Source organism: Acinetobacter sp. 129952 (assembly GCF_056642055.1).
In genome coordinates this window covers 180,020-193,457 of sequence record NZ_JBWVSU010000006.1, presented here as the reverse complement: position 1 = coordinate 193,457, position 13,438 = coordinate 180,020, and the positions used below count along the sequence as shown (strand labels likewise).

Genomic DNA, 13,438 nt, shown 5'->3' with positions numbered 1-13,438 from the left:
TTATCATGCAATGGCAAACCATTTTACTCGAACAACGTAACGGTGTTGGACTGATTACCTTAAACCGTCCTCAGGCGTTAAATGCACTGAATAACCAGCTGATTGTCGAGGTCAATCAGGCTCTTGATCAGCTGGAAAAAGACCCCGAAATTGGTTGTATCGTGATTACCGGTTCGGAAAAAGCTTTTGCTGCTGGTGCCGATATTAAAGAAATGGCAGATCTGAATTTTCCGCAAATTTATCTGGACGATTTTTTTAGTCTGGCCGACCGGATTGCGCAGCGCCGTAAACCTTTAATTGCCGCAGTGAGCGGCTATGCCTTGGGTGGTGGTTGCGAGCTGGCATTGATGTGCGACTTTATTTACTGCGCTGATAATGCAAAATTTGGTTTGCCTGAAGTTACCTTAGGCGTGTTGCCCGGCATTGGCGGGACCCAGCGTTTAACCTTGGCGATTGGTAAGGCCAAAGCCATGGAAATGTGCCTGACTGCACGGCAGATGGGGGCGCAGGAAGCGGAACAAAGTGGTTTGGTCGCTCGGGTTTTTGCCAAGGAAGAATTGCTGGAACAAACCCTGCAAGCTGCCGAGAAAATTGCTGAAAAGTCGCTTACTGCCGTGATGATGATTAAAGAATCAATTAATCGGGCCTTTGAAGTGAGCCTGGCTGAAGGCCTGCGCTTTGAACGCCGGGTATTCCATTCCATTTTTGCAGGTTCCGATCAAAAGGAAGGCATGCAGGCCTTTGTGGAAAAACGCCCAGCCAAATTTACCCATCAATAAGAAATTCATAATAGGAACAAAAAGAATGAGTGATGAAAATAATTTAGCGATTCGGGTCGCAGGGGGGCTGGGCATTATCAGCCTGGACCGCACCAGCCATTTAAATGCCTTAACCCTGGCGATGATTCAGGGCATTCAGGCGCAACTCGATCAGTGGCTGCATGAACCACAGGTACAAGCGGTTCTGATCAATTCCAACAGTCCCAAGGCGTTCTGTGCCGGAGGAGATATCCGCTATCTGTATGACAGCTATCAGGCCGGCAATACCCAATATCAGGATTTTTTTGCCACTGAATATAAGATGCTGAGCACCTTGCGTAATTTTCCAAAGGCCGTGATCGTGATGATGGATGGCTATGTACTGGGCGGAGGCTTTGGCCTCGCTCAAGCCTGTCATATCAAAGTTACGAGTGAAAAATCACGTTTTGCCATGCCCGAAACCGCAATTGGTTTTTTCCCAGATGTTGGAGCCACCCATTTCCTGTCCCGACTGGATGAAGTCGGTGTCTATATGGCTTTGACCGGGGAGCAGATCAGTAGCAGTGATGCCTTGTATCTCGATCTGGTGGATTATCATGTGCCGAGTGAGCGTTTTGCTGAATTGGAAGCAGCGTTGATTACTGCGCCTGTGTTAAATTCGATTGAAATCCAGAAAATCATTAGTGGCTATATTACGCATCCAGTAGAAAGCGAGCTGCAAAAACGTGCAGATCTGATTAATCAGCATTTTGGCTATCCAAACCTCAAGGAGATTGAACAGAGTCTTGCTCATACAAGTAATTCAACCGATCAGGAATGGGCTAGTAAAATGCTGGCAATTTTGCAGCAACGTCCGGTTATGGCCAAGCAAACCAGCCTGAAGTTACAGCAAGCCGGACAGAATTTGTCGCTAGAAAAATGTATGCAACTGGAACGGGACTTGCAGGATGTCTGGTTAGAGCAGGGCGACTTTATTGAAGGGGTTCGTGCGCTGATTATTGATAAAGACAAAAATCCACAATGGCGAACTGAGAATGCAAAATTTGAAAAGACCTTGCGAAAGATCTGGCCAGCATGGACTCAGCAGCGTATCGAAAATATTACTTGAGCCTGATGGTCAAAGACCCTCTATAATTACATTATAGAGGGTCTTTGTATCTGTCCCATACTTTCATCGACATGAATTCTATTTAGTGGGACGTTTTCTTTTTCTTGCCGCCACCATCTTGTTTATTGACCGTCGACCAGGCAATACGTTCGGCTTCTTCCTCAGAATGACCACGTTTTTTTTCGCTTTCTTCAATATGTTCGGCCTGCCGTTTTTGCTTATCGGTATAGGCTGATTTGTCACCTCTAGGCATCTTAATATCCTCATCAGGTTTGGCTTAAATTACTATAACAAGGGCTGGTTTCTATGCAGGTAAGTATTTGTTTGACTTATTTTATAAAAGAAAAATAGAATCTAGAAAATGTTTTATACATTGATTTTTAAAAATATTTCTTAAAAATATATGGGCCTGAAATCAAGGAGATGAAGATAACGGTCATCTAGAACCATCATCTTCTTTGCTTGATTAGCCGTTAATAATACTGCCGCCATTCACATGAATCACCTGACCTGAAATATAGCTGGCTTCTTCACTGGCCAGAAATAAATACGCCGGTGCTACTTCACTTGGCTGGCCCATGCGGCCCATTGGGGTACTTTTACCAAAATCTTTAAGCTGATCGGAATCAAAACTGCTCGGAATCAATGGTGTCCAGATTGGACCTGGCGCGACTCCATTGACACGAATGCCGGTTTTATTTTTCAATAAATTGGTGGAAAGGCTTCGGGTAAATGTGGTAATGGCACCTTTGGTACTTGCATAGTCAATCAACTGGTCATGTCCGTGATAACTGGTAATACTGGTGGTATTGATAATGCTGTCACCTGCTTGCATATGCGGAATCACCGCCTGAGTCAGGTGGAACATCGACAGAATATTAACATTAAATGTTTTAAGTAATTGCTCGGGCGAGATATCGGCAATACTTTCTTGAGGGTATTGAACCCCGGCATTATTGACCAGAATATTAATCGTTTTAAATTCCTGAAGGGTCTTTTCCACCATTTTCTTGATTTCATCTTGATCTTGTAAATCACATTGAATCAGCAGACAACAGCGACCTTCATCTTCCACCATTTTTTTGGTGTCCCGTGCATCCTGATCTTCATCCAGATAGCAAATGGCGATATCTGCACCTTCGCGGGCAAATAAGACCGATACAGAACGGCCAATCCCGCTATCACCACCGGTAATCAAGGCAACTTTGCCTTTTAATTTTTCACTGCCTTTATAATGCGGTTTAATAATTTCCGGTGCAGGGTCCATTTTGGTTTGCACACCCGGTTGATGGTCTTGTGTTTCAGTTGAAGCTGGGGTTTCAGGATAATGATTCATATCTTTTCCAATTCCAATGATTGTGGCCATATAAGAAAAAATATATTAGAAGCTTTTGGGCAAAATGAGGCTGGACTCAACATTTCATAACAGAATGTATTCGAGATTTATCAATTATTCGTTGAAACGGATCAGGTTGAGCAACCAGAACAGAAAAAGCTGATGAAACAGCTTCTGGCTACACTTTGATAGCTGAGGTGGTCTTGAAAGGTGAAATTTGATTAGGAAAGGTGAGGTATCAACGGAGATTTAAAATCTAGACATACATAGGCTTTTTTACTGGGCTTGTATATAAAATAAATGGAGAGTTTTTTAACTCTCCATTTATTTATTCATTCTGATGTGTTTAAAAAATTTCTATAGAAATAAATTAAAGATTATCACTTAAATTAATTCTGGCCTGTGCTGCCTTTTCCTTTTTGGCTGAGGCTTTACCCCAGTTAAACTTTTGTGCACAGATGCCTAAGCCCACAATAAATAATGCAAGCACACTGGTATAAACCACTTCTTTAAAATAGGTTCCTTCAATAATCATGGTAATTAAAGCACCCACAATAAAGATAATGACCAGATAAGTGAGCCATGGGAATAACCACATCTTGAATGGAATATTTTGTCCTTCAGCTTCCAGTTTTTTACGTAACTTAAGCTGAGAAATGGCAATAGCAAGATAGACATATAAAGATACGGTACCAGTCGCTAACATCAAGACATCATAAATATTCATACTTTCGGTGGCAGTCAGATAAATCGCCACGAAAGAAAACAGGCTTGAAAAGATGACACCTACCCATGGGCTGTTATTGCGGTTGGTTAAACCGAAACTCTTTGGTGCATCTCCACGTTTCGAGAGGGAATAGACCATGCGTGAGCAAGTGTACAGTGCGGAGTTAAAGCAGCTACATACCGAGGTGAGCACGACAAAATTAACAATATGGCGTGCTTCTGGAATACCGAGTGCAGTAAGCGCTACGCTATACGTACCCCAGGTCGGATCTTTCAATAAAGGATTATTGTGTGGAATCAGGCAAACCGTAATCAACATTGAACCGACATAGAATAAAATGATACGCCATACAATTGAATTAGCGGCCTTACGAATTTCCTTGGCTGGATCTTTGGTTTCAGCTGCTGCTACGGTGACAATCTCTGCTCCCATATAAGCAAACATTACACCCAATAAGGCCGTGATCACCGATGAAAACCCATTGGGCATAAAGCCTTGAGCGGTTAGATGAGTTGTACCACCGAGCATAGAGGCATCGCCCCAAGGCCACAGGTGCATCACGGCCAAACTACCAAACACCAGAAACATTACAATGGCAATAACTTTGATCAGGGCAAACCAGAACTCGAATTCACCAAAGTTTTTTACGTCACGGAGATTAATCCAGACCAGTGCTACAGTGACCAGAAGCATATAGCCCCAGATCGGGATAAATGGAAACCAGCTATTTAGGATTTTCCCGGCAACAAAGGCTTCCCAGCCCATGAGCAACGTCCAGAAAGACCAGTATAACCAGCCGATAGAAAATCCAGCCCAGCGCCCGATTCCACGATCCGCATAGGTTGAAAATGAACCACTGTCGGGATTCAGTACCGCCATTTCTCCCAGCATACGCATGATGAGTAAAACTAATATTCCACCTAGAGTATAGGCAATGAGTGCAGCCGGTCCTGCAGAATAGATGACATTACCGGAGCCGACAAAGAGTGCTCCACCAATGACACCGGCAATTGAAATCATGGTGAGATGGCGTGATTTAAGTCCGTTTTTTAAGCCGTTTGATGATTCGGAATTGGAGAAATGTTGATGTTCTGCCATATAATTTCCCTTAATATCAATAGCGTAGCGGCAATAAAATTCCTTATTTGGCTTACGCTATCTTATCCTTTGAAACTGTAACCGAGTTCATCAGTGCTTGACCAATATTAAGTTAATCTTAATAAAATGAATCCTTGTAGCCCTATAGACAGGATCACACTTTGATTAAAGTACGGTTACATGCTGTTCATGTATGCGGTTAATTTCTCTTTTTTGTTGTAAAGTGACGAGAGCCATTTTTGAGCAATTCAAAGGAGCCAATTGGCTTAAGAGATAAAAAATATAAGCAGGCAATATTTACAGAAAAATAAAGCTTACCTAAAATATCAGGCTAAAAGCAGGTTTACGTTCCCTTTAAAAATAAATTAAAAGCTTTTTGATTTTAAAAATATAATTGTATTGATCCCTGAGTTTTTACTAAGTTAAAGTGCGGATCCCATGCTCGCGCAAGCACTTTAACAATATCCCGAAAGCCACCAGAATTTCCTGTTCACTCACACAGGCAAAGCCCAGTAATAATCCTTTCTGCCGGGTGGAATAATGTTTGGTATAGTATTGCGACAAGGCTCTGACCTTGATGCCCTGATCCAGTGCTTTGGATGCAATCAAGACATCATCACTGCTGCTCGGCAATTTTAAAATCAGATGCAAACCGGCGGCGGTATTGTATTCATGCAGAAAATCTTCACCTAAATGTCGGCGAATCAGGTCAATTAAAAAAGCGTGGCGTTTGCCATACAATAAACGCATCCGTCGGATATGCGCTTCATAATGTCCTTCACGGATAAATTCAGCCAGTGTTTGCTGATCGATTAAGTGACCACCACGATAAAGTTCCGAAGCTACAATTCGCAATGAAGAAAAGAGCTGTTTTGGTACCACTAAATAGCCAATACGCAGGGCCGGATAAATCGTCTTACTGAACGTCCCCATATAAATCACCGGAGAATCCGGCTCTAAACCTTGTAAAGAAGGATAGGGCTGGCCCGAGAACCTGAACTCGCTGTCATAGTCATCTTCAACAATCCAGCTATTATGCTGGCGTGCGAGTGCAATTAACTGTTTGCGCCGTTCCAAACTTAAGTGTGAACCTAAAGGATATTGATGCGACGGCGTCACAAAAATCAGCTTAGGCGGTTTTTTAGGATGCAGATCGGGAATAATCCCTTCCTGATCGACCGGTAAGGAACGCAGATTGACGCCATTAATTCGTAAAATATTACGCGCACCCCAATAGGCCGGATCTTCGATCCAGACTTCGTCACCAATGTCGCTTAAAGTACGCGAGACCAAATCAATCGCCTGATGGGTGCCTTCGGTAATAATGATCTGATCAGCATCGCACTGCACTGAACGGGCAATTTTCAGATATTCTGCCAGCTCCTGACGCAGTTCTAGGGAGCCACCGGCATTGCTGTAAATCAGGTTGTTAACTTGAGGTTCACGGCTCAAACGCGTTTGGATTTTGCTGAAAATATGATGCGGAAATTCGGTTACATCGGGTGCGCCCGGTACAAAGGCTCCCCATTGATAAGGCGAAGCCGCGGAATAGCCGAGCAAGTAAGAACCGCGTTGCGACAGATTATAATTTTGCTGTGCTTTTTTTTCTGCAACGGCAGGAGAATTCTGTTCTGCCTTCACCAAAAAGGATTCGGGTAATTTCTCTACTACCCAGGTACCTTGACCGGTACGGGCATCAACATAACCCTGTGCCTGTAATTGTTCATATGCATTTAACACCGTATTACGCGATACCTGAATTTCTTTGGCCAGATCACGCGATGCAGGCAAGCGGGTTTTGGGAGCCAGTACACTATCAATAATCGCGTTACGCAAGCAGCGGAACAGTCGCATCTGTAATGTTCCTGTGACATCTTGCTGCAATCGCTGCAGTAAATAATCTCCAAGCAAGCTACGCAATTGGCTCTCTCCTACAAATTTGAAATGGCTCTCGTGAGAGCGGTATTGCTAGGTGCAAAATAGTCTGATCAGGCAGTCATTGTAAAGTGTCTTGTATGCGTTTTGATCATGTACCTGCGGCTTGAATGCGAGCATACAGGCGGGCAGGCAATATACACAGATACCGATTAAAACTAAAGCGGAAAATCTAGACACTGATTTTGTTTGGAGCTCGCTGAACTAAGACCTGAATCAAGCAATGATTGCCATAACAGCCGAATAGAGATGTGTTGCAGCCGCCAGGACATACGACTGCATATAACAAAAGGATCATAGAATGAACATGATGATGAAAGGATTGACCTATACCGAGCAAGGTACAACGGCCTGGAACAATTATCTTAAGCAACTGGATAAAGTAGCGCCTTATCTGGGTGAGCTGAGTGAACGACTGGACATGCTGCGACGCCCAAAGCGCAGTTTGATTGTCGATGTTCCAGTCATCATGGATGATGGTACGGTTCAGCATTTTGAAGGCTATCGTGTTCAGCACAATTTAACTCGCGGTCCAGGCAAAGGCGGCGTGCGTTTTCATCCAGATGTCAATTTAGATGAGGTGATGGCTCTGTCGGCCTGGATGACGATCAAATGTGCTGCTCTAAATTTACCTTTTGGCGGTGCCAAAGGCGGTGTGCGAGTTGATCCGAGCCAGCTTTCCAAGCGCGAACTGGAACGCTTGACCCGACGTTATACGGCAGAAATCAATTTAATTATTGGACCGCAAAAAGATATTCCGGCGCCGGATGTTGGAACCAATCCGCAAATCATGGCCTGGATGATGGATACGTTTTCCATGAATGCGGGTTCTACGATTACTGGTGTAGTGACCGGAAAGCCGGTTCATTTAGGGGGGTCTTTAGGCCGCAGTAAAGCTACAGGTCGCGGCGTATTTATTAGCGGTCGTGAAGTTGCCCAGCAAATCGGTCTGGATTTAAAAAATGCTCGGGTTTGTGTACAGGGTTTCGGTAATGTGGGCAGTGAAGCTGCGCTGCTTTTCCAGGAAAATGGCAGCAAAGTGATCTGTGTTCAGGACCATTCTGCCACCCTGTATCAGGAACAGGGGATTGATATTAAAAAGCTGCTTGAATACTCAAATACCCACCATAAAATTCAGGGATTTTCTACCAACGATGAAATTTCTGCATCAGATTTCTGGACCATTCCTGCTGAAGTCTTTATTCCGGCAGCGCTGGAAGGTGTGATTAATACTCAGGTCGCGCAAAATATTCAGACCAAAATGATTCTGGAAGGTGCCAATGGTCCCACGTTGACTGAATCGGATGAAATTCTGAGTGAGCGTCATATTACCGTGGTGCCAGACGTAATCTGCAATGCGGGTGGCGTGACGGTCAGCTATTTTGAATGGGTTCAGGATTTGGCCAGCTACTTCTGGACTGAGGAAGAGATTAACCAGCGTATGGATGCCAGCATGAAAAATGCGGTACAGGATGTATGGCAAAAAGCAGTTCAGGCCGGATGTTCTTTGCGTACAGCCGCTTATATTCTGGCTTGTGAGCGGATTTTAATGGCACGCCAGGAACGCGGCATCTATCCGGGTTAAGCGAAGTTTTTTTCAAGATGGATTAATCCATAAAAACGACTAGATTTAATTCATTATTACCCATCGTGAATTTTTGCAATGGATTTTTAAATTGGCTTCTTTATTTAAAAAGGAGCCAATTTTTATTAAAAATATAAATAATTGTTTATAAATAAAATAATCTTATATTTTGGCTCTCTTACTCGTTTTAAATAGATCAATTGGCTCCTTTGAATTACTCAATAATGGCTCTCGTCTCATACGCATAAAAGCGCAAAATGAACAACATCAGCCAGTCTTTGGCAAATTTCTATCCCAAGATCCGGATAGCAAAATTTACAACGTATGAATCAAGAATGAGGATACAAAATGGACAGTAAACACTCAGCACTGAATGCACGTAAACAGCAGGCGACACCACGTGGTGTTGGGGTCATGTGTCAATGGTACGCAGAGAAAGCAGAAAATTCGACCATCTGGGATGCAGAAGGCAATCAATATATCGACTTTGCGGGCGGAATCGCCGTACTGAATACTGGCCATCGCCACCCTAAAATTATTGCTGCGGTCACTGAACAATTAACCAAATTTACCCATACGGCTTATCAGGTTGTACCATACGAGAGCTACGTTGCTCTGGCAGAACGTATCAATGCACGTGCTCCTATCCAGGGTGCTGCAAAAACCTCATTCTTTTCAACGGGTGCTGAAGCTGTCGAAAATGCAGTTAAAATTGCCCGTGCCCATACTGGCCGTCATGGCATTGTGACTTTTGGTAATGGTTTTCATGGCCGTTCATTCATGACGATGGCCATGACCGGTAAAACTGCACCTTATAAACGCGACTTTGGGGTGATGCCTGGCGGTGTTTTCCATGCCCGTTATCCGGTGGAATCCAAAGGCATTAGTGTTGATGATGCAATGCAAAGCATTGAAGACATTTTCGCAGAAGATATTGCTGCGCATGACGTAGCAGCGATTGTGCTTGAGCCTGTACAAGGCGAAGGCGGTTTTAATGTGGTGCCTGCAGAATTCCTGAAACGCTTGCGTGTACTATGCGATCAAAACGGCATTTTACTGATTGCTGATGAAGTACAGTCTGGTTTTGCGCGTACAGGTAAACTGTTTGCGATGGATTATTATGAGACCAAGCCAGATCTGATTACGATGGCCAAGAGTCTGGGCGGCGGTTTCCCGATTTCAGGCGTTGTGGGTCGTGCTGAAGTGATGGATGCACCAAATCCGGGTGGATTGGGCGGTACTTATGCCGGTAACCCGGTTGCTGTTGCGGCTGCCCATGCGGTACTGGATATCATTGAAGAAGAAGGTCTTTGTGAAAGAGCGAATGATCTAGGCGCAGAACTGGTTGATGTTTTACATGAACTGAAAATGTCATCTAGCATGGTCAAAGATATTCGTGCACTGGGCTCAATGGTGGCGGTTGAGCTTGAAACTGCGGAACAGGCAAAAGCTGTACAAAACCATGCCATGCAAAATGGTCTGTTAATCCTGACCTGCGGTCGTTATGGTAATGTAATCCGTTTCCTATACCCGCTCACGATTCCGGCAGAACAGTTCCGTGCGGGATTGGCCATCTTGAAACAAGGGTTTGCACTGTCTGTCGCAGCCTAATGAAAGAGTAATGATCATGCTTCAAGCGCAATATAGAGATTTATTACAGCATCCTGATATCAGCTTCGATCAGCCTGCCACGGGTGAATATATTGAAGTCAACGATGCATCAACCCAAGCCACTTTGGCCTGGGTAAAATCCCATGACCGTGCATCTTTAGAACAGCTAATTGCTCGTTCTCAGCAAGCACAGAAAACATGGAAAGCCAAGACAGCACTTGAACGTGCGGATGTGCTTTGGGCCTGGTTCAATCTGATGCAGGAACATAAAGAATCTTTGGCTCAGATCCTAACTGCTGAACAGGGCAAGCCACTGGCTGAGGCGCGTGGTGAAATTGGTTATGCCGCTTCCTTTATCCGCTGGTTTGCCGAGCAGGCACGCCGTATTGATGGTGACGTGTTGACACCAACGCTTGCCCATCAACGTTTATTGGTTATCAAACAGGCGATTGGGGTAACAGCTGCGATCACGCCATGGAATTTCCCGGCGGCGATGATTACCCGTAAAGCCGCGCCAGCTCTGGCTGCTGGCTGTTCCATGCTGGTTAAACCGGCTGAACAAACACCTTTAACCGCCTATGCGCTTGAAGTTTTGGCCTTGCGCGCAGGTTTGCCACAAGATGTATTGCTGCATGTTAGTGGTGATGCGGTTGAAGTGGGTCAGGTCTTATGTGAAAGCGAAACCGTGAAAAAGTTAAGCTTTACCGGCTCAACTCAAGTCGGTCGTATCCTGATGCAGCAATGTGCGCCGACCATCAAAAAACTCTCCTTAGAACTTGGTGGCAATGCGCCAGTTCTGGTCTTTGATGATGCCAATCTCGAACAGGCGGTACAGGGCATCATGGCCAGTAAATTCCGTAATAGTGGACAGACTTGTGTTTGCGCGAACCGGATTTATGTACAAGATGGCATTTATGATGCGCTGGTAGAAAAACTGGTGGCTGCCGTTGCCAAACTAAAAGTCGGTGATGGCCGTGATGAAGCTTCTACCCAAGGTCCATTAATTGATGAGGCTGCGATCGAAAAAGTGCAGTCACATATTGCCGACGCAGTGAGCAAAGGTGCACAGGTGAAAACCGGTGGACAGCGCTCAAATCTGGGCGGTACATTCTTCGAGCCAACGCTTCTGACTGAAGTTACTCAGCAGATGCGTGTGGCAAAAGAAGAAACTTTTGGACCGTTGGCGCCGTTATTCCGTTTCAAGACTGAAGAAGAAGCAATTCAGATGGCGAACGATACAGAATTCGGTCTGGCTACCTATGTATTTACCCAAAGTACAGCACGTCAGTGGCGTGTAGGTGAAGCCTTAGAATACGGTATGGTGGGAATCAATACCGGAGCTATCTCTAATGAGGTTGCGCCATTTGGTGGAGTCAAGCAATCAGGGTTAGGCCGTGAAGGGTCTAAATTCGGTATGGATGAATACCTTGAAATGAAATATCTCTGTGTTGATATTTCTTCATAATGATGTTTAAAAAGTAAACTTATTCATTAAAAAACTGATGAGACAATGTCAGCCTCCAGTGAATCCCGTGTTTAATTTAAACCGGGATTCCTGTAATGAAGCAAGGATTTAACAGACAGATTGGAGCAGGGCATATTTTCAGTTGTTAAGCCATTCTTCTTCTCTAAAATTCCCCTAAATATCAATTAAAGCATCAGATTTCTATCAGGATTTAACCCTAATTTCTAACTTTAAACCAAAAGCATCCAGTAATTTTTGCATAGACTTGAGTGTTGGATTGCCTTCCGGTTGTTCCATTTTCTGTAGAGTCTGGGGAGCAATCTTGGTAATTTTAGCCATATCGTTGAGTGTGAGGTGCAACTCGGTACGAATGAAGCGAGCAACCTGATGAAAAGGCCAGTCAGGATTGTTACTGACGGTTTCAAGTACAGACAATCTCTTTTGCATCTGTTGAATCGGAGTCAGTGGCTTGAAGCGTTTATCCATAATTCAGCTCCTCCAATTGTTGGCAAATATTATCAATTCGATACTGGCTATTTTCCAGAATTTCAGGTGCCAATTGCAGATACTGCATGTGCTCGAGTAATCCCTGATAAAGTGGTAATTGTTCGATTAACACCGCTTTGATTTCTTTTGGATCAATCATCGTGCTTTCGGCGATCTGTTCAATGACTGAATGCCAAATTGGCATACCACCATGATCATCTCGCTCCCAACGCGTAGTTCGGGCAATACCATCTGGATGTAGCCACATCGGCGCAAAATCAAATAATGGGGTTAGTCGAATGATTCCATTACTGAAACGTTGAATCGCTGTATTACGGGTATGATTGTCCTTATTGCCTAAAGCGACATTGGCAAGATCACGCTTCAAATATTCAAAGATTTCCTGTTTTGGTTCAGTACAGCATTGCATCAACAGGCTACAGATCTGGTTATGGGTCATTCTTACCCCAAAACCGGCTTTTCCTCCCAGAGAAGCAATACTTTCCTGGGCAATTCTTTCAACCTTCCCATCGCTGACTTTACGGTCAAATCGGGGAATAAATAAAGTCTTACCATGCAGCTCCAGTTCCTGATGAACACGAAGTCCCAGGTATTGGGCAATTTTCATATATAAGGCTTCGTGCATCAAAATTTTATCTAGATTCTGATCACTGCCACGACTGAATTTCACCAGCCAATGCTGTTTGACCTGATGATCTGTCAGCGTGTGATCCAGATAGAACAGGTCATCATGACCTTGAGTCAGCAGTAATTTTGGCCACTCGCCCTGAATACCAGAAGAGCCGGCAATAAAAAGTCCATAAGAGGCTAAGGATTCAATAAAGTTTTCTTGACGTTCTACGACTTGGTCTAGGCTAAAGCCATGATTCTGCTGAACAGGAAACTGCCCCTGTAACCATTCATAAGCCTCTTTAATCCGTAAATTACCAATCGGATTACCTGCACCCGCTTTTAGAAGCGCCCAGTCTGCTTGTTCCTGAGTGTTTTCAGAAAAATTAAGCTGACGGAGTAATTCTTTACGGCCATAACCTTGAGGTAACAAATCCATCAGGAAGGCTGGCCAGGTAGATTGCAAGGTATTTTGCACATTTACTGGTAAATGATAGGCTAGCGCATGCCCATCGCTTAGGTTCATATAAGAAATAGCATATTCAAATAGATATGATGTGCGCGTGGCTGCTTGCCATCCAGTTTGTTGTTGACCGACAATCTCAACAATAGCGCAATCCAGCCATTCATCTTCCTGATAAATCTGCAGTGTGCAATATTGATCCATAATTTTATTAAAATAGTAAAGTAAAGTGATTT

General features: G+C 44.1%; 11 protein-coding genes. 5 read left to right on the top strand and 6 right to left on the bottom strand.

Annotated features, from left to right (window positions below):
* Positions 1-5 precede the first annotated feature (5 nt).
* Together AC1IR0_RS08995 and AC1IR0_RS08990 are read left to right on the top strand one after the other, a co-directional pair.
* Positions 6-779: an enoyl-CoA hydratase gene (locus AC1IR0_RS08995; protein ID WP_004280280.1), complete on the top strand. Its 774-nt coding sequence runs from the start codon at positions 6-8 to the stop codon at positions 777-779.
* Positions 780-804: 25 nt separating this feature from the next.
* On the top strand, positions 805-1,866 hold the full coding sequence (locus AC1IR0_RS08990; protein WP_479741319.1) for an enoyl-CoA hydratase/isomerase family protein: 1,062 nt from the start codon (positions 805-807) through the stop codon (positions 1,864-1,866).
* 82 nt (positions 1,867-1,948) lie between these two features.
* Here AC1IR0_RS08990 and AC1IR0_RS08985 read toward each other — a convergent pair whose 3' ends face one another.
* The 4 genes from AC1IR0_RS08985 to pdxR all read right to left on the bottom strand — a co-directional run bounded on the left by AC1IR0_RS08985 (position 1,949) and on the right by pdxR (position 6,947).
* Positions 1,949-2,119, bottom strand: a complete 171-nt coding sequence (locus tag AC1IR0_RS08985; RefSeq protein ID WP_180038848.1) for a hypothetical protein — start codon at positions 2,117-2,119, stop codon at positions 1,949-1,951.
* Positions 2,120-2,332: 213 nt separating this feature from the next.
* Positions 2,333-3,202, bottom strand: coding sequence for an SDR family oxidoreductase (locus AC1IR0_RS08980; protein ID WP_247143385.1), 870 nt, complete (start codon positions 3,200-3,202; stop codon positions 2,333-2,335).
* 370 nt (positions 3,203-3,572) lie between these two features.
* The gene (locus AC1IR0_RS08975; protein WP_005246374.1) at positions 3,573-5,027 is read right to left on the bottom strand and encodes an amino acid permease; all 1,455 of its coding nucleotides are present in this window, start codon (positions 5,025-5,027) and stop codon (positions 3,573-3,575) included.
* A 417-nt stretch (positions 5,028-5,444) separates the two neighbouring features.
* A complete protein-coding gene (gene pdxR / locus AC1IR0_RS08970; protein ID WP_479741318.1) occupies positions 5,445-6,947 on the bottom strand; it encodes a MocR-like pyridoxine biosynthesis transcription factor PdxR in 1,503 nt (500 codons plus the stop codon).
* A 328-nt stretch (positions 6,948-7,275) separates the two neighbouring features.
* Between pdxR and AC1IR0_RS08965 the strand changes: the two genes are divergently transcribed.
* From AC1IR0_RS08965 to AC1IR0_RS08955, 3 genes are all read left to right on the top strand, one after another.
* Positions 7,276-8,547 carry a Glu/Leu/Phe/Val family dehydrogenase gene (locus tag AC1IR0_RS08965; RefSeq protein WP_479741326.1) on the top strand — a complete coding sequence of 424 codons (1,272 nt, stop codon included), beginning with the start codon at positions 7,276-7,278 and terminating at the stop codon, positions 8,545-8,547.
* Positions 8,548-8,895: 348 nt separating this feature from the next.
* Positions 8,896-10,158, top strand: a complete 1,263-nt coding sequence (gabT, locus tag AC1IR0_RS08960) for a 4-aminobutyrate--2-oxoglutarate transaminase (RefSeq protein WP_004646932.1) — start codon at positions 8,896-8,898, stop codon at positions 10,156-10,158.
* Between the two features lie 16 nt (positions 10,159-10,174).
* On the top strand, positions 10,175-11,623 hold the full coding sequence (locus AC1IR0_RS08955; RefSeq protein WP_409666081.1) for an NAD-dependent succinate-semialdehyde dehydrogenase: 1,449 nt from the start codon (positions 10,175-10,177) through the stop codon (positions 11,621-11,623).
* 204 nt (positions 11,624-11,827) lie between these two features.
* On the opposite strand, the gene AC1IR0_RS08950 is transcribed toward AC1IR0_RS08955, so the two are convergent.
* On the bottom strand, positions 11,828-12,109 hold the full coding sequence (locus AC1IR0_RS08950; RefSeq protein WP_004280265.1) for a helix-turn-helix domain-containing protein: 282 nt from the start codon (positions 12,107-12,109) through the stop codon (positions 11,828-11,830).
* A complete protein-coding gene (locus AC1IR0_RS08945) occupies positions 12,102-13,406 on the bottom strand; it encodes a type II toxin-antitoxin system HipA family toxin (protein ID WP_479741317.1) in 1,305 nt (434 codons plus the stop codon). The genes AC1IR0_RS08950 and AC1IR0_RS08945 overlap by 8 nt, the downstream gene beginning before the upstream one ends.
* Positions 13,407-13,438: the final 32 nt, after the last annotated feature.

What these genes read in the sequence shown, in the direction of transcription:
- AC1IR0_RS08995 (WP_004280280.1), top strand. Translation starts at nt 6, where the DNA reads ATGCAATGGCAAACCATTTTACTCGAACAACGTAACGGTGTTGGACTG.
- AC1IR0_RS08990 (WP_479741319.1), top strand. Translation starts at nt 805, where the DNA reads ATGAGTGATGAAAATAATTTAGCGATTCGGGTCGCAGGGGGGCTGGGC.
- AC1IR0_RS08985 (WP_180038848.1), bottom strand. Translation starts at nt 2,119, where the DNA reads ATGCCTAGAGGTGACAAATCAGCCTATACCGATAAGCAAAAACGGCAG.
- AC1IR0_RS08980 (WP_247143385.1), bottom strand. Translation starts at nt 3,202, where the DNA reads ATGAATCATTATCCTGAAACCCCAGCTTCAACTGAAACACAAGACCAT.
- AC1IR0_RS08975 (WP_005246374.1), bottom strand. Translation starts at nt 5,027, where the DNA reads ATGGCAGAACATCAACATTTCTCCAATTCCGAATCATCAAACGGCTTA.
- AC1IR0_RS08965 (WP_479741326.1), top strand. Translation starts at nt 7,276, where the DNA reads ATGAAAGGATTGACCTATACCGAGCAAGGTACAACGGCCTGGAACAAT.
- gabT (WP_004646932.1), top strand. Translation starts at nt 8,896, where the DNA reads ATGGACAGTAAACACTCAGCACTGAATGCACGTAAACAGCAGGCGACA.
- AC1IR0_RS08955 (WP_409666081.1), top strand. Translation starts at nt 10,175, where the DNA reads ATGCTTCAAGCGCAATATAGAGATTTATTACAGCATCCTGATATCAGC.
- AC1IR0_RS08950 (WP_004280265.1), bottom strand. Translation starts at nt 12,109, where the DNA reads ATGGATAAACGCTTCAAGCCACTGACTCCGATTCAACAGATGCAAAAG.
- AC1IR0_RS08945 (WP_479741317.1), bottom strand. Translation starts at nt 13,406, where the DNA reads ATGGATCAATATTGCACACTGCAGATTTATCAGGAAGATGAATGGCTG.